The sequence below is a fragment of the Sagittula stellata E-37 genome (genome assembly GCF_039724765.1).
GTDB classification, from domain to species: domain Bacteria; phylum Pseudomonadota; class Alphaproteobacteria; order Rhodobacterales; family Rhodobacteraceae; genus Sagittula; species Sagittula stellata.
Window position 1 is genome coordinate 2,758,674 of sequence record NZ_CP155729.1, and the last position, 20,508, is coordinate 2,779,181.

Sequence of the window (20,508 nt, forward strand, 5' to 3'; positions counted from 1 at the left end):
TCGGGCTTGGGATTTCGCTGAAAGTGGTGTTTTCTGGGTGCCCGGATGCCCGAATGAATTGAAAACAGGAGATACAGGGGCGTGAGACGAAAGATTCTGATGGCATGTTTGCTGGCTGCGGGCCTCGCTTCATGCGGACAGGTGCGGCAGGTGGTGCAACCTGCGACCCAGCCGTCCCCGCGAACCGACGGACCGATCACCCTGTCGGGCTCCACCACATTGTCCAGCCCGGCCCCCGGCCAGCCGGCCGCCACACCGGCCACGCAGAACTGGCGCCGGGACCTGCCGCGCAACATCGCCTACTTCAACATGGGCGGCGACGCGGTGTCGATCTACAGCGAAGCCGAGCGCACGACCGCCACAGGCACGCTGCTGCCCGGAGAGGGCGGGTTCATCCAGACCTGCGACGACTCAAAGCCGGTTTGCAAGATGAACTTCGGCAATGGGCGGACCGGTTGGGTCGCCATGGGATCGATGGCCGGCGTGTCGAATGGCTGACCGGTTTGCGGGCCCTTCGGGCCCGCGCGCGGGGAGGGCCCTGCCCTCCCCGAACCCCTCCCGAGGTATTTTTCCAAGATGAAGGGGCCGGTGGCGGCTGGATGCGGCTGTCAAAAATCGCGGTTCTGGTAGGCGTCGAGCGCCGCCTCGCGGCCCTCCTTCGGGTCGACGATCGGGTCGGGATAGGCATCGCCTGGCGCCATCGGCCAGCTTTCGGGGATGGCGTCGAAGTAGCTGAGTGCGGTGTCGGAGGGGGATTTGCGTCCCTCGGCGATCCAGCGGGTCACGTAAGCGCAGTCCGGATCGAACTTCTCGCGCTGGGTGACGGGGTTGAAGACCCGGAAATAAGGCGTTGCATCCGGCCCTGATCCCGCCGACCATTGCCAGCCCAGTGCATTCGAGGCCGGGTCCCAGTCGATCAGGCAGTCCTCGAACCACGCCATGCCGATCTTCCAGTGGCACATAAGATGCTTGGTCAGGTAGCTGGCAACGATCATGCGGGCGCGGTTGTGCATGCGCCCGGTGACGTAGAGTTCACGCATCGCGGCGTCGACAAAGGGAATGCCGGTGCGGCCCTGCTTCCATGCCTTGACTTCGCGCAGGCGTTCGTCGGTCTTCCACGGGAAGCCGTCCCATTCCTGCCGCCAGTTGCCGTCGAGCAGGCGCGGCGTATGCCACATGAGGTGATACGCGAACTCGCGCCAGACCAGTTCCTTGAGGAACGTTTCTGCGCCGGGCTTGCCGTCCTCTATTGCGCGGCAGCCCGCGTGCCAGCATTGGGCGGGGCTGATTTCGCCCAGCGACAGGTTCTCGCTGAGGCACGAGGTGCCGTCTTTCGAGACTTCGTCGCGGGTGGTGGCATAGTCGGCCACCTTGTCGCGCATGAACACCCCGAGCCGGGTCTGTGCCGCCTGCTCGCCAAGCTGAACGTAGGGGCGCACGACATCCGCACCGCGGCGCATGCCTTTGCCCAGTTCCCAATCGGCGAGGGTTTCGCCATCGGGCCAGGTGGCGGGCGCCTGGAGATCGGAGGGGGAGGACAGCGCGGCGGGCACGTCGCACCCGCGCACAGCCTTCCAGAAGGGCGTGTAGACCTTGTAAAACCCGCCCTGCCCGGTCTCGACCGTCCAGGGTTCGAACAGCAGGTGCCCGGTGAAGCTTTGCGCATCGATGCCGTCGCCCTTCAGCGTCTCCTTGACGCGGGTGTCGCGGTCCACGCTGTCGGGATCGTAGGCGCGGCTCCAGTAGACGGCTTTGGCACCGGTTTCATTCACCAGCTCAGAGAGCACCTCTACCGCCGGACCGGACCGCAGGATCAGCCGGCTGCCCTTGGCCTCGAGCGCCTCTGCAAAGGACTTCAGCCCCAGTCCGAGGCGCCATTGCGGAGCGGTGCCGAGGCCGTCGACCAGCGCGTCGCGGATGAAAACGGGTATCACCGGTCCGCCACTGGCGGCCTCTGTCAGAGCGGCGTGATCAGAGAGGCGCAGGTCCCGGCGGAACCAGACGAGGGTCGGCGGCGTGTCGGTCATCGGTCTTCTTTCCTTGCTTTGCCCGGACGTAGCACGTCCGGGCGCAAGGCAAGGGCCGCGCCTGCGTCAGAGGCGTCCCGTGACCCACGTGAAGATCAGCGCAAGGGATTGGGCCGCGATCACGAGCGCAACGATCATCGCCACCCAGCGCCAGCCGCCGGCCTGCCTGGCTTTCGGCGCCACGCCCAATACGGCGCGGGTGACGGCAAGGGTCCAGCCAAGCTGCAACAGGTAGAACACCAGCACGAGGACCCACGGGAGGCTGTAGGGCACAAGCCCGTCGCTTTCCGCAGCGATGGCAGGCACCATGGCGAGGATCCAAAGCGGCATGGCGATCAATTGCACGCCGACATAACCGCCCCAGAAGGTCTCGCCGAGCGACAGCCGCCCCTTTGCTAGGTTCCCGAACCATGCGGGGCGGAAGATTGCCGCGCGTTCGTCGTGGATCCTGGCAAGCTCCGCCTCTGACGGTTCAGGCATTCACATCCACCACGACGCGGCCCTTCACCTGGCCTTTCAGGATATCGCGGCCAAGCTGCGGCAGATCGGACAGTACCGCCGGCTGAACCATTTCCTCAAGCTTGGCCATGGGAAGATCGGAGGCGATGCGTTCCCACGCGCGGACGCGGTTGGCATAGGGCTGCATGACGCTGTCGATGCCCAGAAGGTTGACGCCGCGCAGGATGAAAGGCGTGATGAGCGCCCCGTCGATCGCCGCCCCGCCCGCGAGGCCGATGGCCGCGACCGAGGCGCCGTAATTCATCTGCTTCAGCACGCGGCCCAGCATCGCACCCGCGACCGCATCGACGCAGCCGGACCAGCGTTCGCTTTCCAGCGGTTTCTTCGTGACCTCGGTCAGCTCTTCGCGGGGCACGATTTCAGTGGCGCCGAGACCGCGCAGGTAGGCTTCCTGTTCAGGGCGGCCGGTGACCGCCGCCACTTCGTGCCCAAGATTGGCAAGGATCGCCGTCGCCACGGAACCCACGCCACCCGCGGCGCCCGTCACGAGGACAGGGCCATGACCGGGTTCAAGACCGTGATCCTGCAATGCCATGACCGCCAGCATCGCCGTCAGACCCGCGGTTCCAACGGCCATCGCCGAACGCGTGTCCAGGCCATCGGGCAATGGAACCAGCCAGTCGGCCTTGACCCGGGCTTTCTGCGCATACCCGCCCCAGTGCGCCTCTCCGACGCGCCATCCGGTCAGGACGACCTTGTCGCCCGGCTTGTAACGGTCATCGGAGGACTCCTCGACCACACCTGCAAAGTCGATGCCCGGAACATGCGGCCACTTCCGCACCAGCCCGCCGCCGGAGCCGACGCAGAGCCCGTCCTTGTAGTTCACGGTCGAATAGTCGACGGCGACGGTCACCTCACCATCGGGCAGGTCATCCAGCGAGAGATCCTTCACCGACGCGGAGGTCTTGCCGCTCTCTTCGTCCTTCTCCACCACGAGTGCCTTGAACATATCGCTCTCCTTTATGACGTTGCGCCTTTTCTCACTGAGCCGCAGGCGGAGCGCAACCCTAGAGCCAGGGCCCCTCCTGCGACATGAAGACAAGGTCGCTTGTCGGGGCCTTCAGCCCGGCAGCCGTCAGCATCGCATGGATCTGTCCACGGTGGTGTATCTGGTGATTGAACATATGCGCGACGCAAAGCGAAACGGGCCTCACCATGTCGGCCCCGACCGCGCCGGAGTACCAGCGCAGTTCCCCTGCCAGGTCGATGGCGCGCAGATGTTCCGCCCATAGAAGGATGTCCCCGTCGAGCTGGAAACGCCCGATCTCCCAGTCTTCCCGGGATCTCGTCATGCGGGGGCTGTCGTCTATGCCTCCCGGAGGGCGCGGACGATCGGTCAGACGGGACATCCAGATCGAGTCGCCCCAGAGCAGGTGGTTGGCCGTGGCAAAGATCGACCCGAAGAATCCGCCCCTGTCGCGCTCAAGCTCTGCCTTGTCCAATTTCTCGAAACAGGCCTTCAACTGCTTGTTCTGCCACGCATTATAGCGCGCCATGGTCAGGCAGTAATGGGTCGAGATCATCATGTTGCACGCCCTCTTGGCTCGGGGTGGCTGATTGCGGGACGGCGGCTGTGTCGAGCGCAGGCACGCGTTGACGCAATACGGGTTCAGATCAACTCTGCGGGATCGCCTGTCCGGATCGCCGATTTTTCTGTCACCACCCATGATGGCAAACTCGTCCGGCCTGCGCCAGAGCGGTCACACGCCGCACACAAGGTCTGCTGTCAGTTATGGCGGTCGCTGCGTATCGTTCAGGCTTTGCACCTTGTGTTGGCGCACCGAAGCAGCATCGACCTTCTTCCCCAGCCGAAAAGAGGCGTCTCCCGGGGAGAACGGTCATATCCAGTGAGTGCCGCGCGCCTCAAATGACAAGGCTTCCGTACGGATACCGGTTGCCCGTTCACCCCATCACGTGATGTAGACGGCGCGGTCGAAGAGTGTCGAACGAAAAGCCTCTACCGCCGTAAAGGACCGACTGAACCCCGGCCGTCTGGACATAAGCGTAGCAACGGTCGGCAAGCGACCGCAGCGAACCAATTGTATGGGATGTCGGGGGAAGTGGCGCACCCAGTAGGATTCGAACCTACGACCTTCGCCTTCGGAGGGCGACACTCTATCCAGCTGAGCTATGGGTGCAAACTGCTTGCGCAGACTTTACTTCAAATCTTCGCGGGACAAAAGCAAAGATCGACGGCCCCGCAAACCACTGATCTGTATCTACTATTTTCACTCGTCTCAACACAGTCGACCCATGACCCAAGCCGTATCAGAGCAGTGCTCTTTCCCACCTGACCATGGACGTCTGACGGGGCGTATAACCCCTGCCCCGGACCGCTGCAACACCTGATCTGCGGCCCGGATCCCGGATTTCTCAGCCGAAGAGATCGTGCGCCAGTTCAAGCGCGTCGACCAGTGCGTCGACCTCTGCCTCGGTGTTGTAGAGACCGAAGGATGCCCGACAGGTCGCCGTCACGCCCAGATGATCCATGAGCGGCCCCGCACAATGATGCCCCGCACGCACCGCGACGCCTTTCTTGTCGAGGATGGTCGAAATGTCATGCGCATGCGCCGACCCTTCCATCGTGAAGGAAAAGATCGCGGCCTTGTCTGGCGTCGTGCCCTGCACATTCAGCCAGTTCAGCCCGCCCAACCGGGTCATGGCATAGTTGCGCAGCCCCGCCTCGTGGGCGGCGATGTTCTCCATTCCGAGATCCATCATGTATTCCAGCGCGGTGCCGAGACCGATCTGCTGGACGATGCCAGGCGTTCCCGCTTCGAACATCATCGGAGGGTCGTTGTAGCTGACCGCATCCTTGGAGACTTCCTTGATCATGTCGCCGCCGCCCATGAAGGGGCGCATCTCGGCCATGCGTTCCGAGCGGATCCAGATCGCACCGGAGGCAGAGGGACCGTACAACTTGTGTCCTGTAATGGCGTAGAAATCGCAGCCCATTTCCTCGACGTTGACAGGCATGTGAACCGACGCCTGGGAGCCATCGACAAGCACCGGAACACCCTTGGCGTGGGCGCCTTCGCAGATCGCCTTAACATCGACCACGGTGCCCAGCACGTTCGAGACATGCGTGACCGCGACCAGCTTGGTTTTCGGCCCTATGGCGTCGATGACCTTTTGCGGGTCAAGCGCGCCGGTGGCGTCAACGTCGACCCATTTGAGCACCACGCCCTGCCGTTCCCGCAGGAAGTGCCAGGGAACGATGTTGGCGTGATGTTCCATCACCGACAGGACGATCTCGTCGCCCGCCTCCAGCCGGGGCATCGCCCAACCGTAGGCCACGAGATTGATGCCCATGGTGGTGCCGGTTGTATAGACGATCTCTTCCGGGTCTTTCGCGCCGAGGAAGGTCGCGATCACGCCGCGCACCGCCTCGTACTTGTCGGTCGCGAGGTTCGACAGGAAATGAAGGCCGCGGTGGACGTTTGCGTATTCCTCAGCATAGCCCTTCGTCACCGCATCGATCACCACCTTCGGCTTCTGCGCAGAGGCACCGTTGTCCAGATAGACGAGCGGTTTGCCATTCACTTCGCGTGAGAGAATGGGGAAGTCCGCGCGGACCGCGTTCACATCATACATTTCCCATGATCCCTTCCGGGGAGACCCCTGCCAAGACAAGTAGCACCGACAGAGTGAAGCCGAGCGCAAGAAGACCCAGCATAACGACGGCCAGCGCGCGTCCGAGACCGGGCAACCCATGCGCTTCGGCCACGAAGTTCACTAGTATCCAGATGCCGACGCCCGAAGACACCAGCACGACAAGACCGACCAAGGCCTCGGACACCGGAATGAGCGCAATGGTGAAGACCTGCACCAGCACGTTGAGCACCTGAAGCCAGATCATCAGGAGCGCCATGTCGGGCAGGCGTCCGCTGCCGCCCAGAACCCGCCCCATGGCCGTGAAGGCGATGATCGTACCGCCGAGCGTCACCGTTTCCGCAACGAGGAAACCGGTTGGCGAGGCCAGGAAGAACGGCACGTTTTCCGGCGCGGACGACATCATCAGCGTCAATCCGAACACCAGCGAGTTCAGGACGATGGCCAGCGCAAAAGCCGTCAGGATCGCTTCCCTGTTCATGTTGATCGACATGAGCAGGCGCGCGACCTCCCGTGGGGCCGAGATACTCTCGACAGCCAGATTGAAGAAACCTTTGGGGGTCATGCGGTAACTCCTGCCTCGCGGTGCGCCTCCCGCACCCCGGTGCCCACGAACCACAAAACCACCCCGAACCACAAGGCACCCACGATGGTCAATCCGATACCCGGGCCGACAAAACCGGCCACGAGGCCGTTCAGAAGCGCAAGAGGGGTTGCAGCCAGGAGCGACCAGAACAGGATCAGCCGCCCGTCGAAGGCCACGACACGTCGGCCGGTCAGCCGCGAAAGAAGCGACAGCATCAGCGCCAGTACGTAGAAAATGAGCGGCAGAAAGATCACCGCCCCCAAAAGAGCGCCACCTATCTCGGGCTGCACGGCCTGCTGGAACGCGCCGCCTTCGGCGTTGAAACGGGCCGGATCGGTTTCCCAGACGCGGCGGGCGATGGCGGGCCACTGGGCCACGAACATGATGCCGCAGGCCCCCATCAGATAGGCCAACGCGCGCGGTTCGCTGTGCGCGCGCGACAGGAGCCGCCGCCATACCGGCGCCGGCCCCCGATACATCGCGACGATATCGGTCGAGACCGCCAAGTCTCAGGCCCTGCGCCGCGACAGCCAGGCCGCGACCCGTTCGACCAGTTCCTCGCGAAGCGACTCGTCCTCGATCTCTTGCGTCGCTTCCGCGATGAAGGCGATGGTCATCATGTCCTCGGCGGCGCCGCGCGGCACGCCGCGTGCACGCAGGTAAAACAGCGAATCCTCGTCGATGGCGCCAGAGGTGGAGCCGTGCGAACAGGCCACGTCATCGGCGTAGATCTCCAGCTCCGGCTTTGCGAGGAACTGGCTGTCCTCGTCCAGCAGCAGCGACTGGCTGATCTGGTAGCCGTCGGTCTTCTGCGCGTCAGGTTTGACGAGGATCTTGCCCTGAAAGACGCCGACCGCCCCATTCCGCAACACCTTTTTGAACACCTGGCGGCTTTCGCAGTTCACCGCGTCATGGGTGACAAAGACAGTGTCGTCGTGGTGGAACGACCCGTCGCCCATGCAGGCCCCGGCGACATGCGCAACGGCGTCGTCACCGGTGAACTCGATCACGCACTCGTTGCGGGTCAGCCCACCGTTCACCGTGAGCGTAAAGCTCTTGAACGTGCTTTCGACGCCGAGGCGCGCGAAAACATGTGTGACGGCCCGGCGGTCGTGGTCGCGCCCCTGGGCACGGACGTGGTGCAGCGCGCCCTTGTCGGCGATCTCCACCTCCATCACGTGGTTGAACCGCGCAGCGGCAGGCCCGTTCTCCAGGATGGTTAGGTCCGCCCCGGCGTCCACCTTCACGACGTGGTGCAGCATCGCGTCCGAGGTCTCGCCCTTGTGGACGTAGTTGATGTGGATCGGCTTGGCGACCTTGCCGGTCACATGGATCAGCAGACCGTCCGTGGCAAACGCCGTGTTCAGCACCGCGAAGGGCCGCTGCACCGGGGTCTGGCCACGCGCTTCGAGCACGCCGTAGACGTCCTTGGCCCAATGGATATCGCGCGCCTCGGCGAGGCGTTCGATGGTCACGCCCTCCATCGACAGGTCGTCCGACGCTTCCGCGTCGAACACACCGTCGACAAAGACGATCCGCAGGCGGTCGCGCTCCCCGAACAACGGCGCTTCGTGCGCCTCAAGCGCCGTAGCTGCCGGCGCCTCCACCGCGTTCAGCGTGTCGGGCCGGGTGTATTTCCAGTACTCATCGCGCGCGCCCGGCAGCCCCATGGCCTGCAACCGGGTCAGCGCGTCCTGTCTGGCCGCATCCGACCAGCCTCCCTCGGGCAGGGTCAGCGACGCCAGACGCGCTTCGGTCGTGCTCTCTTTCGCTTGAGGCAAAGCCATTTACGCCTCCTCCGCGATCAGGTCCGCGTAACCGTTGTGCTCGACTTCCAGCGCCAGATCGGGACCACCGGTCTTGATGATGCGGCCGTTCGACATGATGTGCACCACGTCCGGCTTGATGTGGTCCAGAAGCCGCTGGTAGTGTGTGATCACGAGGAAACCGCGGCCCGCATCGCGCAGCGCGTTCACACCATCGGCCACCAGTTTCATCGCGTCCACGTCGAGGCCCGAGTCGGTCTCGTCGAGGATGCACATCTTCGGTTCGAGCATCGCCATCTGGAGGATCTCGTTGCGCTTCTTCTCGCCGCCCGAAAAGCCGACATTCACCGGACGCTTCAGCATCTCGGCATCGATCTTCAGGCTCTTGGCCTTCTCACGGATAACCTTCAGGAACTCGGCAGAGGACATTTCCTCCTGCCCGCGCGCCTTGCGCTGTGCGTTCACCGCGGTGCGCAGGAAGGTCATGTTGCCGACGCCGGGGATCTCGACGGGGTACTGGAACGCCAGGAACAGACCGGCGGCGGCGCGCTCCTCGACTTCCATCTCAAGCAGGTCCTCGCCTTCGAGCGTCGCGGTCCCTTCGGTGATCTCATAGCCATCGCGGCCCGACAGGACGTAAGACAGCGTCGATTTGCCAGAGCCGTTCGGCCCCATGATCGCGTGCACCTTGCCGGCCTCGACGGTCAGGTCGACGCCTTTGAGGATCTGCTTGTCCTCTTCCTCAAGTTTCACGTGCAGGTTCTTGATTTCCAACATCTCTGTCATCCTCTCGTTTTGGGTGCCCGCCGCCGTTTGGCAGCCGATGGGCCGGTTCTTTTGCCCTGCCGTCTCGTGTGACGGCTCAAGGGCGGGTTCGTTTGCCGGTCAGGGGCTCTGCATCAGCTTGATGATCCACATCAGGCGCTCCGGCGGGATAGGTCGGGGGGGCACATGGAAGTGCGCCATGCGCCCGATGATCTTTGGCGGACCGAGGATTTCCTCGACCTTGTGGTAGTGTTGGCGCTGTACATAGTCGTCGAAATACAGGTCCAAAGGGTCCCCGGACATGAAGGCGCAGGCCAGCGCGCAGCCTTGCCGGAACCGCCCGTCGACCAGCACAACCTGCGGCTGGCGGAAGTCCGACCGGGACCACACTTCCAGCGGGTAGCGCGCAAAGCGGCGCCATTCGGTGTGATCGACTGGGTGGCCCCACTCCTTCGTGGCCCCGATATCCGACCAGACGACCTCCACCGTGCTGCCCTGCGCGGGCGGGTTGTCGGCGAACCAGCCGCGCATCATGTGCGCCCAATCCTGATCGGATTCGACGGAAAAGACCGTCTTGCCCGGCATCTCGGCGGCCATCACGGTCGATCCCCCGGACCCGTATTCCAGGATCACGGACGCCCGGCGGTACGCCTCGCGCAGCAGTGCCGCCTCCGCCTCCGGCAGAGTCAGCTCGGGCCGGTCGATCCGTGTCGGCGCGCTCATGAACGCCCCTCCGATCGGAACAGTACCGGAAAGCCCACCGCGATATGAAGACCGGACCGCATCGCGCAAGATCAGCCAAGCACAACCGCAGTGCCCGAGGCAGAGACCATCAGCATGTTGTTGATGACCTCATAGTCCAGGTCGACACCCACCACTGCATTGGCGCCAAGCGCCGCCGCGCGTGCCTGAAGTTCGTTCAGCGCCGTTTCGCGTGCTTCGCCCAGCGATGCCTCGTAAGCGCCGGAGCGACCGCCGATAATGTCCGTGATCCCGGCAAAGATGTCCCGGAACACGTTCGCTCCGAGGATGGCCTCGCCGACGACAATACCCTTGTATTCAGCGATCAGGTGGCCTTCGACAGAGGGTGTCGTTGTGACAATCATGGTGCTTCTCCAGCGGGTTGCACAAGGTAGTTCATGTTGACGTCGTAGCAGCGCACCTTGTGGCGGGCGGTATGGCCGCGAGCCCTGCCCGCATGAAGGTTCACCGTGCCCGACATCAGGTCATCCCCACGACGAGGCGCAGCACTGCGGCAAATGTCCAGGCCCCCATGCCGGCCACGAGTGCCGTGTAAACCACGCTGTCGTTCAGCAGCCGCACCTTCTTGCCGGAGCGCCGCATGAGGAACATCATGATCAACACACCCAGAAAGGTGCCCACGCCTACGCCGGCAGACTGATGGATCGCCATGGCCAACATCGTTTCATTCCTTTCGGGCCGGCGGAACGGAGCGAAACGCGCCCCGTCCCCGTAGCGTCAGCCAACCGAGCCTTCGAGCGAGATCGCCACAAGCTGCTGCGCTTCCATTGCGAACTCCATCGGCAGGGCCTGAAGAACCTCACGGCAGAAACCGTTCACCACGAGCGCCACGGCCTCTTCCTCGTCCATGCCGCGCTGGCGGCAATAGAAGAGCTGGTCGTCGTCCACCTTCGATGTGGTCGCCTCGTGTTCGCACCGGGACGAATTGTTCTTCACCTCGATGTAGGGGACCGTGTGCGCCCCGCATTTGCCGCCGATCAGCAAGCTGTCGCACTGTGTATAGTTGCGCGAGTTCTTGGCCTTGGGGTGCATGGACACGAGGCCGCGATAGGTGTTCTGCGCGACGCCCGCCGAGATCCCCTTCGACACGATGCGCGACTTGGTATCGCGGCCGAGGTGGATCATCTTGGTGCCGGTGTCGGCCTGCTGGTGGTTGTTCGCGATGGCGATCGAGTAGAACTCGCCCTGCGACTCGTTCCCGCGCAGGATGCAGGACGGGTACTTCCAAGTCACCGCCGAGCCAGTCTCCACTTGCGTCCACATGACCTTCGCCCGGTCGCCGCGGCAGTCCGCCCGCTTGGTGACGAAGTTGTAGATGCCGCCCTTGCCGTTTTCGTCGCCCGGGAACCAGTTCTGGACGGTGGAGTACTTCACCTCCGCGTCTTCCTCCACGATGATCTCGACCACCGCCGCGTGAAGCTGCGCCGTGTCGCGCTGCGGCGCGGTGCAGCCTTCGAGGTACGACACGTAGCTGCCCTTGTCGGCGATGATCAGCGTCCGCTCGAACTGGCCGGTGTTCTCGGCGTTGATGCGGAAATAGGTCGACAGTTCCATCGGGCAGCGAACCCCCGGGGGCACGTAGACGAAGGACCCGTCCGAGAACACGGCGGAGTTCAGCGTGGCATAGAAATTGTCCGATACCGGCACGACCGAGCCAAGGTACTTCTTTACCAGTTCGGGATGTTCGCGGATCGCCTCGGAGATGGAACAGAAGATCACGCCAGCCGCCTTCAGTTCCTTCTGGAAGGTCGTGCCCACCGAAACAGAGTCGAACACCGCGTCGACGGCCACACGGCGCTCGCCTTCCTTGGCCTCCGCCGGTGCGTCCCCTGCGCCCTCGACACCCGCGAGGATCATCTGCTCCTTCAGCGGGATGCCCAGCTTCTCGTATGTCTCCAGCAGCTTGGGATCGACCTCGTCCAGCGACTTCGGCTTCTCCGTCATGCTCTTGGGACGCGCGTAGTAATACTGTTCCTGGAAGTCGATTTCCGGATAATCGACCATAGCCCAAGTCGGTTCCGTCTTTTGCAGCCAGCGTTCATAGGCCTGCAGACGCCAGTCGGTCATCCACTCAGGTTCTTCGTTCTTCTCGGAAATCAGCCGCACGATGTCCGGGCTCAGCCCCTTCGGCGCGTATTCCATCTCGATGTCGGTGTTCCAGCCGTGCTTGTAGGTCGACACGTCGCGAACGGCATCCACCGTCTGCTGGTCGACACCTTCCTTGACTGCAACGTCTTCGGTCATGGACATGCGTCTATCCTTTCTCACGCGGCCCGTTCGCGGAACCGCTGGTGTTTCTTCAGCCACGCCTCGGCGAAGCGCACCACATTCTCTTCGGTCGTCTCCGGCCCCAGGCTGACCCTGATGGCGCTCGACGCGACCGTATCGTCGTATCCCATGGCCCGCAGCACACGGCTGGCGCGGACCTTCCCGCTGGAACAGGCGCTGCCCGCGCTGATCGCGAATCCGGCCAGGTCCATCTGCATCACCTGGGTCTCGCCTTTCCAGCCCGGAGTGGCGAAGCACGAGGTGTTTGGCAGACGCTCCGCGCCTTTCCCGACAAAAATAGTGTCTTCCGCGCCGGTCGCAATCAAATTCTCTAGAATCGTTCTAAGGTTTTCGACGTTGGACCAGACGCCCGCGGACATATCCTGCGCGGCGGCTTCGGCGGCCGCACCGAAACCCGCGATACCGATCACGTTTTCCGTACCGGACCGGCGGCCCATTTCCTGGCCGCCGCCGCGGATCTGCGCGGCGATGTCCGTGCCGCGTTTCATCACCAGCGCGCCGATTCCCTTGGGACCTCCGAGTTTGTGAGCCGACACCAACGCCATCCGGCAACCCAGCCAGTTGAAGGCGACGGGCAGTTTGCCGAAGGCTTGCGTCGCATCCACGACCGCCAGCCCGTCGGGCAGTGCCTGGATCACGCCGGTCTCCGAGTTCGCCGCTTGCAGCGCGGTCATCGCGGGATCGTCCACCGTCACGCGGCCGTCGCGGTCCACGGGCAGAACCGGATCTATCCAGGAGGCAACGGCGTCATGTTCCACGTCCGCGCCCGCCAGCCCACGCCCTGCGCAGGCCAGCGCCGCCGCTTCGGTGGCCCCCGAGACAAAGACCACGTCGGCACCGTCTGCGCCGAACGCCGCAGACACCTGGGCCCGCGCCTTCTCGACGGCGGCCTTGGCGGCCCGTCCCTCGCCATGCACCGAAGACGGATTGCCACAAAGATCCATGGCGGCGATCATCGCCACCCTCGCCTCGGGCCGCAACGGCGCCGTCGCGTTGTGATCGAGGTAGACGCGCGTCATGGGCGCCACAAAGTCTTCGACGAAGACTTTGCCCACCTAAGACAAAGTTTTCCGCGAAAACTCTGCATTGCCTCACCCGTCATCTTCGACAACCGCGAACAGCGCCGGCACCGCCGGACAGGGCGCCAATCCGCGCTCCACCACGTCCGACAACCGGGTCTGGTGCAGGAAGACGTAGACATGGGCCGAAAGCGACTGCCACAACATGTTCGACAGCGATTGCGCCTTCGACCCGGACAGACCGCCCGACGCGCCCGCGCCCTTGTGCATGGCATCCACGGTTTCATCGACTGCGGCGAGAATATCGACCACGCGGATGTCGCTCGGGGATTTCGCCAGACGGTATCCGCCGCCTGGGCCACGTACCGACTCGACCAGCCCGGCGCGGCGGAGCTTCACGAAAAGCTGCTCCAGATACGGCAGGGACAGGTCCTGGCGTTTCGACACGTCACCCAACGTCACCAGGTCGTCGCAGCCCTGCAAGGAAATATCCACCAACGCGACCATCGCGTAACGCCCCTTGGTGCTCAGCTTCATCTTCGCCCCTTCGCTTCGGCGCCGCACAGCGCATCCGCGCCGCGCGATCCGATTGACCTTGCGCGCGCGATTGCCTATCTGCTTCGGAGCCCTGACCGGCCCAGTGCCGGTTTAGAATCTTTCTAAAGTGTCCGAGTGAAGTCGTCAACAATTCTGGCGCATCACCCAAGATAGCGTCGACGACGCCCACCAACAAGGAGCCTGCGCCCGTACATGCCCGAGGTCATCTTCCCAGGACCCGAAGGCCGCCTCGAAGGCCGCTACCATCCGCAAAAAGACCGCGATGCCCCGATCGCCATCGTTCTTCATCCCCACCCGCAGTTCGGCGGGACGATGAACAACAAGGTGGTCTACAACCTGCATTACGCCTTCTACAACATGGGCTTTACCGTCCTGCGGTTCAATTTCCGCGGAGTCGGGCGCAGCCAGGGCGAATACGATCAGGGTGTCGGAGAGCTTTCGGACGCCGCATCCGCGCTCGACTATCTGCAGTCGATGAACCAGAACTCCAAGCATTGCTGGGTCGCGGGCTTTTCGTTCGGCGCGTGGATCGGAATGCAGCTTCTGATGAGGCGGCCGGAAATCACCGGTTTCGTGTCCGCGTCTCCGCCCGCGAACATGTACGACTTCTCCTTCCTCGCGCCCTGCCCTTCCTCTGGCCTGATCATCAACGGCACGAACGACCGCGTGGCGCCGCCCGCCGACACCCGTTCGCTGGTGTCCAAACTGCACGAGCAGAAGGGCATCACGATCACTCATGAGGAAATCGACGGTTCCGGCCATTTCTTCGAAGAGCCGCACATGGAAACGATGATCGACAGCGTCACCGGCTACGTGAAGCGGCGTCTGACCGAAAGCACACGCTGAACCGATAGCCCGGGCAAAGGCGCCCGGGCGCCTTTGCTTCAGGGAGCCAGCCATGGCCGTTGTCGACGACCTAGCCGACGCCCTCGCCCGCGACACGATCAAGGCGATGGACGCACTCGGGGACGAGACCCTGCCCGATCAGGTCGCGGCGGTGCTGGGTGCGTCCTCGCCTTCGTCCGAGGAAATCTTCCGCGCTGCCGTCCGCATTCGCCTGGCGGAACGCCGGGCACGCGCCTTCCTGACGGAGCATCTGCAGCGCGCACTGGAAGCGAAGAAGCGCGGAGAAGCCATTCCCACCGCACTCGCTCCCGGAACCGACAACGAAAACATCTGACGTCGACATGCGCCCCATCGTGGGCTCCGTATCGCACCAGGCCGATTTCGCGGTTGCAGAGACCGGCCACTGCGGCTTGCGTCTTACCTCGGTACGGTGCACCTCTCTGCCATGACGAATGACAACGCCCGGACCCGCCTCGACGCCCAGATGGATTTCCTTTTGGAGGCCGACCGCCTCAAGTCCGTGTCACGCGCCACGCGGCTGGCCGACGGGTCAAGGTACGAGAATTCCGCCGAACACAGCTGGCACATCGCGCTCTTTGCGTTGACCTTGTCAGAGCACGCCCCGGCTCAGGTCGACCGGGGCAAGGTCATCGCGATGCTGCTGCTGCACGACCTCGTGGAAATCGACGCCGGCGACGCGCCGGTCTTCGGCAACCACGACACGGCAGCCGTCGAGGCAGCCGAGGCCCGTGCCGCCGACCGGATCTTCGGCCTTTTGCCCGAGGATCAGCGCCAGCACTTCCGCGCGATCTGGGAAGAGTTCGAGGCCAACCAGACGCCTGAGGCGCGCTTTGCAAAGTCACTCGACCGCTTCGCCCCGCCGAACCTGAACATCGCCAACGGCGGCGGGTCCTGGGTCGATTACGATGTCGAGTGGGCCACGTTCGAGAACAACGTCGGCCGCAAGATCCAGGCTGGCGCACCGGTGCTGTGGCAGTGGATCATGCCGCGCGCTCGGAAGGTACTGGACCGCCTGGCGTTGAAACGGCAGGACCGCTGACCCCTTCTTCGGCACCCGCCCGTCAGAAGTGTATGGCGCGACCCCAGGCGTCCAGAACGGATTCGTGCATCATCTCACTGAGCGTCGGGTGCGGGAAGACGGTCTGCATCAGATCCTCTTCCGTGGTCTCCAATTGCCGGCCAACGACGTAGCCCTGGATAAGTTCGGTGACCTCGGCGCCCACCATATGCGCGCCCAGCAAGGCCCCCGTTTTTGCGTCGAACACGGTCTTCACCATGCCCTCCACCTCGCCGAGCGCGATGGCCTTGCCATTGCCAATGAAGGGGAACCTGCCCACCTTCACGTCAAAGCCCTGTTCCTTCGCCTTCGCCTCTGTCAGTCCGACAGAGGCGATCTGCGGGTGGCAATAGGTGCAGCCCGCGATGCTGCCCGGATCGACCGCATGAGGCTGACCGCCCGCGATCAGCTCGGCCACCATGACTCCCTCGTGCGAGGCCTTGTGCGCGAGCCACGGCGCACCGGCCACGTCGCCGATGGCATAAACACCCTCGATTCCGGTGCGGCAGTACGGATCGGTCAAGACGTGCGACCGCTCCACCCGAACACCGAGCGCTTCCAACCCCAAATCTTCGACATTTCCGATAATGCCCACAGCCGAAATCACTGTATCGACTGATATTTTTGACTTTTCCCCACCTTTATCCACATGGGCGACAACGCCGTTCGGACCGCGATCCAGCGACTTGACCGACGCGCCTTCGAGAATCGTCATGCCCTGTTTCTGGAACTGCTTCCTGGCAAAGGCGGCGATCTCCGCGTCTTCGACGGGCAGGATGCGGTCCATCACCTCGACCACCGTGACCTCTGCGCCTAGCGTGTTGAAGAAGCTCGCAAACTCGATCCCGATGGCGCCGGAGCCGATCACCAGTAGTTTCTTCGGCATCCGCTTCGGTTGCAGCGCGTGTTTATAGGTCCAGACCCGGTCACCGTCGGCCTCCAGTCCCGGAAGCTCCCGCGCCCGAGCACCAGTCGCCACGACGATATTCCCGGCCTCCAGCAACGTGTCGCCGACACGAACCTTGCCCGGGGCTTCGATCTGCGCAGCCCCCATGACGACATCGACCTTGTTCTTCTTCAGAAGATGCCCGACGCCGGAGTTCAGTTGCTTGGCCACTCCGCGCGAACGTTTGACGACCGCGTCGAGATCAAAGCCTATGCCGTCTGCCTTCAGGCCGAATTCCGGCGCGCGGTGCATGAGGTGAAACACCTCGGCGGACCGCAAGAGCGCCTTGGTGGGAATGCACCCCCAGTTCAGACAGATGCCGCCCAGATGCTCCCGTTCCACAATCGCGGTGCGCAGGCCAAGCTGGGCGCCCCTGATCGCGGCCACGTACCCTCCGGGTCCGGCCCCGATCACCACCATGTCGTACTTTGCGCTCATCCGGCCCTCCCTGCCCGGGCCCCGAACGGGCCAGTCACAGGCTAGGCGCGGGGGCCGCCGGGGATCAAGAGCACTTGTGCCACCGACGCACGCAAGTGGCCGAATTCATGCAGCTTCTGCTTCGGCCTGCATATCGCGGAGGATCGCGCCGTAACCGCCGTCCGATATGAAGGTCTTCTCGGCCTCGGTTGTCTTCCGCAACAGAGCCTCGTTGCGGTACGGGAAGCGGCCGAACTGGCGGATCACCTCGCGATGGACCTTGGCATGCATCAGATTGCTGTCACCGGAGGCAGGCATCCGCTCCTTCATGAGACGGACGCAGCGGTCCTGATCGCAAAGGTTCTCCGAATGCATCAGCGGCAGGTAGAAGAACTGGCGGGACGGCTCGTCGATGCGCATGTCCCAGCCGCGATGGATCGCCTGCTTGGCCGCGGCCAGCGCGATGCGGTCGGACGAAAATGCTGTGGCCTTGCCGCGGAACATGTTCCTCGGGAACTGGTCGGCCAGCACGATGTACGCGAGCGTACCGGAAGGATACGTCAGCCACAGGCCGTAACGTCCCTGCATCTGTCCCTCCCATGCGGTCAGGAAGCGGTCGCGGATCTCCTGATCCAGCGCCTCGTCCTGCTTGTACCAACCATCCGGTCCCACCTCGTCGAGCCAGAACGCAAGAATGTCTTCAGGCCGTGCCATGTGATCCTCCTCATAGGCCCCGTCGCATCAGGTTAACAAAGTGTTACACACACCCGTATCCGCAGGCCCAATCACAATTGTTGTCACAATCTGACAAGCGCTTGCGGTGCGACGGCGCTACTCCTCCTCTTCCTCTTCGGAGCGTTCGATGAAGTATTCCTGCGCAACTTCCATCGCCACGGGCGAAGCGGACGGCAAAACCGGGGCATAGGCGCCCGTCGTTTCCACCGCCGGTGCGGGGCGCTGCGTCATCCGGTAAGCGGCATAGGCGGTCAGGGCGACAAGGAGTGTCGCGATCAGCACGAAGAACCCGGGCGGCCCCATGACCTGCATGACCCAGCCGATGACCAGCGGACCGGCGATGGCGCCGACACCGTTGATGAACAGCAGCCCGGCGGATGCGGCGGCCATGTCCTCTGACTGAAGGAAGTCGTTGGTGTAGGCAATCAACAGGGAATACAAAGGGTTGGAGCAGCCGCCGATCACCGCGGCGCAGCCGACGATGACCCAGTAGCTTTGCGCCATGACGGCGACCAGGGCCCCCGCCGCCCCCAGCGCTGCGACGATCATGATCAGACCGCGACGGTCGACGCGGTCCGAAATCCAGCCCAGCGGATACTGCATGATCAGCGCGCCGACATAGAACGCCGCGACGAAGATGGAGATCTGGCCCAGCCGCATCCCTGCCTCGGTCGCGTAGACTGCCGCCATGCCGAACTGCGCGGCAAACACGCTGCCCAGCAGGAAGATGCCGACCATCCCCAGGGGGGACACGCTGTAGAGCTCTCTCAAAGTCATCCGCTTCGTGGATTCAAAGGCCGGTGTCGGCGAGATCGACAGCAGAATAGGCGCGAAGGATATGGAAACGAGCACGGACGGGATGACAAACAGCAGGAACCCGGAAACATCCGGCACGACCAGCAGGGCCTGCGCGGCGATGATGCCAAGCGTCTGGACGATCATATAGGCGGACAGGGTCTGCCCGCGCGTCTCGTTTGTGGCGGTGTTGTTCAGCCAGCTTTCCGCCGTCACGTAAACGCCGCAGAAGCAGAAGCCCAGCACCAGCCGCCCCAGCACCCAAGCGGCGGGGTGCTGCACGGCGGGGAACAGGATCAGCGCAGCCGAAATGAAGGAGCCGAGCGCCGCAAAGACCCGGACGTGACCGACGCGGCGGATCATCTCCGGCACCATGCGCGACGCAAACAGGAAACCGGCAAAGTAGGCCGACATGACGACTGCCATCACAGTGGTCGAAAAACCCGCCGCGCTGCCGCGCACACCCAGCAGGGAGCCCTGCAGGCCGTTCCCGACCATGAGCAGCAGCATTCCCAGCAGCAGCGGCCAGGAGGTTCTCATCACGTACAGCATCGTTCTTTCCTCGTTACCCCGGTCCCTGACAGATCGTCAGGGCACAGGTCTTGTCTTGCTGCGACGCCATGCACGATTCGACGCCGCTGTGCGACCCTTGATGGGCCGTTCACCATGAACACGCGGTTACTCGCAGATGCCTCCTGGCGAAACCGTCAGGATGTCCGGGGGCCGGGAGGAATCAGCAGGGACGCGTCGCCATAGGAAAAGAACCGGTAATCCTCTGCCACGGCATGCGCATAAACCTCGCGGATGCAATCCTGCCCCATGAGCGCGGAGACCAGCATCAGCAGCGTGGATTTCGGCAGGTGGAAATTGGTCATCAACGCGTCGGTCACGTTGAAGGAGAAGCCGGGATAGATGAAGATGTCGGTCACCCCGTGGAAAGGAGCGATTTCGCCCTCGCGCGCCGCCGACTCGATCAGGCGCAGGGCGGTCGTCCCAACCGGGATGACGCGCCCGCCAGCCGCGCGGGTCGCAGCGATCTCGGCGGCGGCCTGTGGCGTGACCTCGCCCCATTCGCCGTGCATCCGGTGGGTCGTGACGTCCTCGACCTTGACCGGCAGGAAAGTGCCGGCACCGACGTGCAGGGTCACATGGGTAAAGGCGACCCCCATATCCGCGATCCGTTTCAGCAGAGATTCGTCGAAGTGCAGGCTGGCGGTCGGCGCGGCGACAGCGCCCCGGTTGCGTGCCCAGACCGTCTGGTAGTCCTCTTTGTCCTGCGCATCGGCCGGGCGCCGGGCGGCGATGTAGGGCGGCAGCGGCATGGCACCGGCAGCATTCAGCGCGGCGTCGAAATCCGCGGCCGCGAGGTTGAAACGCAAGATCGCCTGCCCGTCCTGGCGCGACATCAGCATCGCTTCCAGGTCGTCCGAAAAGCGAACGATCTCGCCGTCGCGCACCTTTTTCAGGGGCTTCAGCAGCGCGGACCAGCACCCGTCTGCGCGCGGTTCGAGAAGCGTGACCTCGATCTGAGCCTCGGTCTCACCGGCCTCGCCGACGCGACGCCGCACGCCCGAAAGACGCGCCGGGATCACCTGCGTATCGTTCAGAACCAGCCGGTCGCCGGGGCGCAGCCAGTCCGGCAGCTCGGCGACGGTGGCGTCCGAGATCACCCCGCCGTCGCACACCAGCAGCCGGGCGGCGGTCCGCGGCCGGGCGGGCCGCGTGGCGATCAGCCGTTCGGGCAGTTCGAAATCGAAATCCGACAGCTTCATGTCTCAACCTCTTGGA

The 20,508-nt window shown here is 63.8% G+C and carries 23 protein-coding genes and 1 tRNA gene; 4 read left to right on the forward strand and 20 right to left on the reverse strand.

Translation table 11 applies throughout. The annotated features are described in order from the left end of the window. Window positions 1-81: 81 nt before the first annotated feature. Complete coding sequence (locus tag ABFK29_RS13065; protein ID WP_157136545.1) at window positions 82-498, forward strand: hypothetical protein; 417 nt, start codon at window positions 82-84, stop codon at window positions 496-498. Between the two features lie 110 nt (window positions 499-608). Here the strand turns inward: ABFK29_RS13065 and ABFK29_RS13070 are convergent, their stop codons facing one another. From ABFK29_RS13070 to ABFK29_RS13145, 16 genes are all read right to left on the reverse strand, one after another. Then, on the reverse strand, window positions 609-2,027 hold the full coding sequence (locus ABFK29_RS13070; protein WP_005855560.1) for a cryptochrome/photolyase family protein: 1,419 nt from the start codon (window positions 2,025-2,027) through the stop codon (window positions 609-611). A gap of 66 nt (window positions 2,028-2,093) precedes the next feature. Next, complete coding sequence (locus ABFK29_RS13075) at window positions 2,094-2,507, reverse strand: hypothetical protein (RefSeq protein ID WP_005855562.1); 414 nt, start codon at window positions 2,505-2,507, stop codon at window positions 2,094-2,096. Further along, the gene (acuI, locus tag ABFK29_RS13080) at window positions 2,500-3,495 is read right to left on the reverse strand and encodes an acryloyl-CoA reductase (protein ID WP_005855564.1); all 996 of its coding nucleotides are present in this window, start codon (window positions 3,493-3,495) and stop codon (window positions 2,500-2,502) included. Before acuI ends, ABFK29_RS13075 begins: the two co-directional genes overlap by 8 nt. A gap of 58 nt (window positions 3,496-3,553) precedes the next feature. Further along, on the reverse strand, window positions 3,554-4,072 hold the full coding sequence (locus tag ABFK29_RS13085) for a DinB family protein (protein ID WP_005855565.1): 519 nt from the start codon (window positions 4,070-4,072) through the stop codon (window positions 3,554-3,556). Window positions 4,073-4,607: 535 nt separating this feature from the next. Next, a tRNA-Arg gene (locus ABFK29_RS13090) sits at window positions 4,608-4,684 on the reverse strand. Between the two features lie 235 nt (window positions 4,685-4,919). Further along, window positions 4,920-6,140, reverse strand: coding sequence for a cysteine desulfurase (locus ABFK29_RS13095; RefSeq protein WP_005855567.1), 1,221 nt, complete (start codon window positions 6,138-6,140; stop codon window positions 4,920-4,922). Beyond that, window positions 6,133-6,723: a YIP1 family protein gene (locus ABFK29_RS13100; protein WP_005855568.1), complete on the reverse strand. Its 591-nt coding sequence runs from the start codon at window positions 6,721-6,723 to the stop codon at window positions 6,133-6,135. The genes ABFK29_RS13095 and ABFK29_RS13100 overlap by 8 nt, the downstream gene beginning before the upstream one ends. Next, window positions 6,720-7,250 carry a hypothetical protein gene (locus tag ABFK29_RS13105; RefSeq protein ID WP_005855570.1) on the reverse strand — a complete coding sequence of 177 codons (531 nt, stop codon included), beginning with the start codon at window positions 7,248-7,250 and terminating at the stop codon, window positions 6,720-6,722. The genes ABFK29_RS13100 and ABFK29_RS13105 overlap by 4 nt, the downstream gene beginning before the upstream one ends. Window positions 7,251-7,253: 3 nt before the next feature. Continuing rightward, window positions 7,254-8,531 (reverse strand): SufB/SufD family protein, encoded by a 1,278-nt coding sequence (locus ABFK29_RS13110; protein WP_005855571.1) that lies wholly within the window; start codon window positions 8,529-8,531, stop codon window positions 7,254-7,256. Beyond that, window positions 8,532-9,287, reverse strand: a complete 756-nt coding sequence (sufC, locus tag ABFK29_RS13115; RefSeq protein ID WP_005855573.1) for a Fe-S cluster assembly ATPase SufC — start codon at window positions 9,285-9,287, stop codon at window positions 8,532-8,534. It lies immediately after the preceding gene. A 108-nt stretch (window positions 9,288-9,395) separates the two neighbouring features. Beyond that, window positions 9,396-9,998, reverse strand: a complete 603-nt coding sequence (locus ABFK29_RS13120) for a hypothetical protein (RefSeq protein WP_005855574.1) — start codon at window positions 9,996-9,998, stop codon at window positions 9,396-9,398. A gap of 71 nt (window positions 9,999-10,069) precedes the next feature. Continuing rightward, a complete protein-coding gene (locus tag ABFK29_RS13125) occupies window positions 10,070-10,381 on the reverse strand; it encodes a heavy metal-binding domain-containing protein (RefSeq protein WP_005855576.1) in 312 nt (103 codons plus the stop codon). A gap of 115 nt (window positions 10,382-10,496) precedes the next feature. Continuing rightward, window positions 10,497-10,688: a hypothetical protein gene (locus ABFK29_RS13130; protein ID WP_232281503.1), complete on the reverse strand. Its 192-nt coding sequence runs from the start codon at window positions 10,686-10,688 to the stop codon at window positions 10,497-10,499. 66 nt (window positions 10,689-10,754) lie between these two features. Beyond that, window positions 10,755-12,287, reverse strand: coding sequence for a Fe-S cluster assembly protein SufB (gene sufB, locus ABFK29_RS13135; protein ID WP_005855579.1), 1,533 nt, complete (start codon window positions 12,285-12,287; stop codon window positions 10,755-10,757). Between the two features lie 14 nt (window positions 12,288-12,301). Next, window positions 12,302-13,345 carry a cysteine desulfurase family protein gene (locus ABFK29_RS13140; RefSeq protein ID WP_040604194.1) on the reverse strand — a complete coding sequence of 348 codons (1,044 nt, stop codon included), beginning with the start codon at window positions 13,343-13,345 and terminating at the stop codon, window positions 12,302-12,304. A gap of 72 nt (window positions 13,346-13,417) precedes the next feature. Then, a complete protein-coding gene (locus ABFK29_RS13145) occupies window positions 13,418-13,882 on the reverse strand; it encodes an Rrf2 family transcriptional regulator (protein ID WP_005855582.1) in 465 nt (154 codons plus the stop codon). Window positions 13,883-14,095: 213 nt separating this feature from the next. Between ABFK29_RS13145 and ABFK29_RS13150 the strand changes: the two genes are divergently transcribed. The 3 genes from ABFK29_RS13150 (at window position 14,096) to ABFK29_RS13160 (ending at window position 15,809) form a co-directional block, all read left to right on the forward strand. Beyond that, window positions 14,096-14,749, forward strand: a complete 654-nt coding sequence (locus ABFK29_RS13150; protein ID WP_005855583.1) for an alpha/beta hydrolase — start codon at window positions 14,096-14,098, stop codon at window positions 14,747-14,749. A gap of 52 nt (window positions 14,750-14,801) precedes the next feature. Continuing rightward, window positions 14,802-15,083: a hypothetical protein gene (locus ABFK29_RS13155; RefSeq protein WP_005855585.1), complete on the forward strand. Its 282-nt coding sequence runs from the start codon at window positions 14,802-14,804 to the stop codon at window positions 15,081-15,083. A gap of 111 nt (window positions 15,084-15,194) precedes the next feature. Further along, window positions 15,195-15,809: an HD domain-containing protein gene (locus ABFK29_RS13160; protein ID WP_005855587.1), complete on the forward strand. Its 615-nt coding sequence runs from the start codon at window positions 15,195-15,197 to the stop codon at window positions 15,807-15,809. A gap of 22 nt (window positions 15,810-15,831) precedes the next feature. Here the strand turns inward: ABFK29_RS13160 and lpdA are convergent, their stop codons facing one another. From lpdA to queA, 4 genes are all read right to left on the reverse strand, one after another. Then, window positions 15,832-17,211 (reverse strand): dihydrolipoyl dehydrogenase, encoded by a 1,380-nt coding sequence (lpdA, locus tag ABFK29_RS13165; RefSeq protein ID WP_005855588.1) that lies wholly within the window; start codon window positions 17,209-17,211, stop codon window positions 15,832-15,834. Window positions 17,212-17,316: 105 nt separating this feature from the next. Continuing rightward, entirely contained in the window at window positions 17,317-17,904 is a 588-nt protein-coding gene (locus ABFK29_RS13170; protein ID WP_005855589.1) for a DUF924 family protein, read from the reverse strand. Window positions 17,905-18,021: 117 nt separating this feature from the next. After that, a complete protein-coding gene (locus ABFK29_RS13175; RefSeq protein WP_005855591.1) occupies window positions 18,022-19,272 on the reverse strand; it encodes an MFS transporter in 1,251 nt (416 codons plus the stop codon). Between the two features lie 155 nt (window positions 19,273-19,427). After that, window positions 19,428-20,492 carry a tRNA preQ1(34) S-adenosylmethionine ribosyltransferase-isomerase QueA gene (gene queA, locus ABFK29_RS13180; protein ID WP_005855592.1) on the reverse strand — a complete coding sequence of 355 codons (1,065 nt, stop codon included), beginning with the start codon at window positions 20,490-20,492 and terminating at the stop codon, window positions 19,428-19,430. Between the last annotated feature and the right edge of the window lie 16 nt (window positions 20,493-20,508).

What these genes read in the sequence shown, in the direction of transcription:
- ABFK29_RS13070 (WP_005855560.1), bottom strand. Translation starts at nt 2,027, where the DNA reads ATGACCGACACGCCGCCGACCCTCGTCTGGTTCCGCCGGGACCTGCGC.
- ABFK29_RS13075 (WP_005855562.1), bottom strand. Translation starts at nt 2,507, where the DNA reads ATGCCTGAACCGTCAGAGGCGGAGCTTGCCAGGATCCACGACGAACGC.
- acuI (WP_005855564.1), bottom strand. Translation starts at nt 3,495, where the DNA reads ATGTTCAAGGCACTCGTGGTGGAGAAGGACGAAGAGAGCGGCAAGACC.
- ABFK29_RS13085 (WP_005855565.1), bottom strand. Translation starts at nt 4,072, where the DNA reads ATGATGATCTCGACCCATTACTGCCTGACCATGGCGCGCTATAATGCG.
- ABFK29_RS13095 (WP_005855567.1), bottom strand. Translation starts at nt 6,140, where the DNA reads ATGTATGATGTGAACGCGGTCCGCGCGGACTTCCCCATTCTCTCACGC.
- ABFK29_RS13100 (WP_005855568.1), bottom strand. Translation starts at nt 6,723, where the DNA reads ATGACCCCCAAAGGTTTCTTCAATCTGGCTGTCGAGAGTATCTCGGCC.
- ABFK29_RS13110 (WP_005855571.1), bottom strand. Translation starts at nt 8,531, where the DNA reads ATGGCTTTGCCTCAAGCGAAAGAGAGCACGACCGAAGCGCGTCTGGCG.
- sufC (WP_005855573.1), bottom strand. Translation starts at nt 9,287, where the DNA reads ATGTTGGAAATCAAGAACCTGCACGTGAAACTTGAGGAAGAGGACAAG.
- ABFK29_RS13120 (WP_005855574.1), bottom strand. Translation starts at nt 9,998, where the DNA reads ATGAGCGCGCCGACACGGATCGACCGGCCCGAGCTGACTCTGCCGGAG.
- ABFK29_RS13125 (WP_005855576.1), bottom strand. Translation starts at nt 10,381, where the DNA reads ATGATTGTCACAACGACACCCTCTGTCGAAGGCCACCTGATCGCTGAA.
- ABFK29_RS13130 (WP_232281503.1), bottom strand. Translation starts at nt 10,688, where the DNA reads ATGGCGATCCATCAGTCTGCCGGCGTAGGCGTGGGCACCTTTCTGGGT.
- sufB (WP_005855579.1), bottom strand. Translation starts at nt 12,287, where the DNA reads ATGTCCATGACCGAAGACGTTGCAGTCAAGGAAGGTGTCGACCAGCAG.
- ABFK29_RS13140 (WP_040604194.1), bottom strand. Translation starts at nt 13,345, where the DNA reads ATGACGCGCGTCTACCTCGATCACAACGCGACGGCGCCGTTGCGGCCC.
- ABFK29_RS13145 (WP_005855582.1), bottom strand. Translation starts at nt 13,882, where the DNA reads ATGAAGCTGAGCACCAAGGGGCGTTACGCGATGGTCGCGTTGGTGGAT.
- ABFK29_RS13150 (WP_005855583.1), top strand. Translation starts at nt 14,096, where the DNA reads ATGCCCGAGGTCATCTTCCCAGGACCCGAAGGCCGCCTCGAAGGCCGC.
- ABFK29_RS13155 (WP_005855585.1), top strand. Translation starts at nt 14,802, where the DNA reads ATGGCCGTTGTCGACGACCTAGCCGACGCCCTCGCCCGCGACACGATC.
- ABFK29_RS13160 (WP_005855587.1), top strand. Translation starts at nt 15,195, where the DNA reads ATGACGAATGACAACGCCCGGACCCGCCTCGACGCCCAGATGGATTTC.
- lpdA (WP_005855588.1), bottom strand. Translation starts at nt 17,211, where the DNA reads ATGAGCGCAAAGTACGACATGGTGGTGATCGGGGCCGGACCCGGAGGG.
- ABFK29_RS13170 (WP_005855589.1), bottom strand. Translation starts at nt 17,904, where the DNA reads ATGGCACGGCCTGAAGACATTCTTGCGTTCTGGCTCGACGAGGTGGGA.
- ABFK29_RS13175 (WP_005855591.1), bottom strand. Translation starts at nt 19,272, where the DNA reads ATGCTGTACGTGATGAGAACCTCCTGGCCGCTGCTGCTGGGAATGCTG.
- queA (WP_005855592.1), bottom strand. Translation starts at nt 20,492, where the DNA reads ATGAAGCTGTCGGATTTCGATTTCGAACTGCCCGAACGGCTGATCGCC.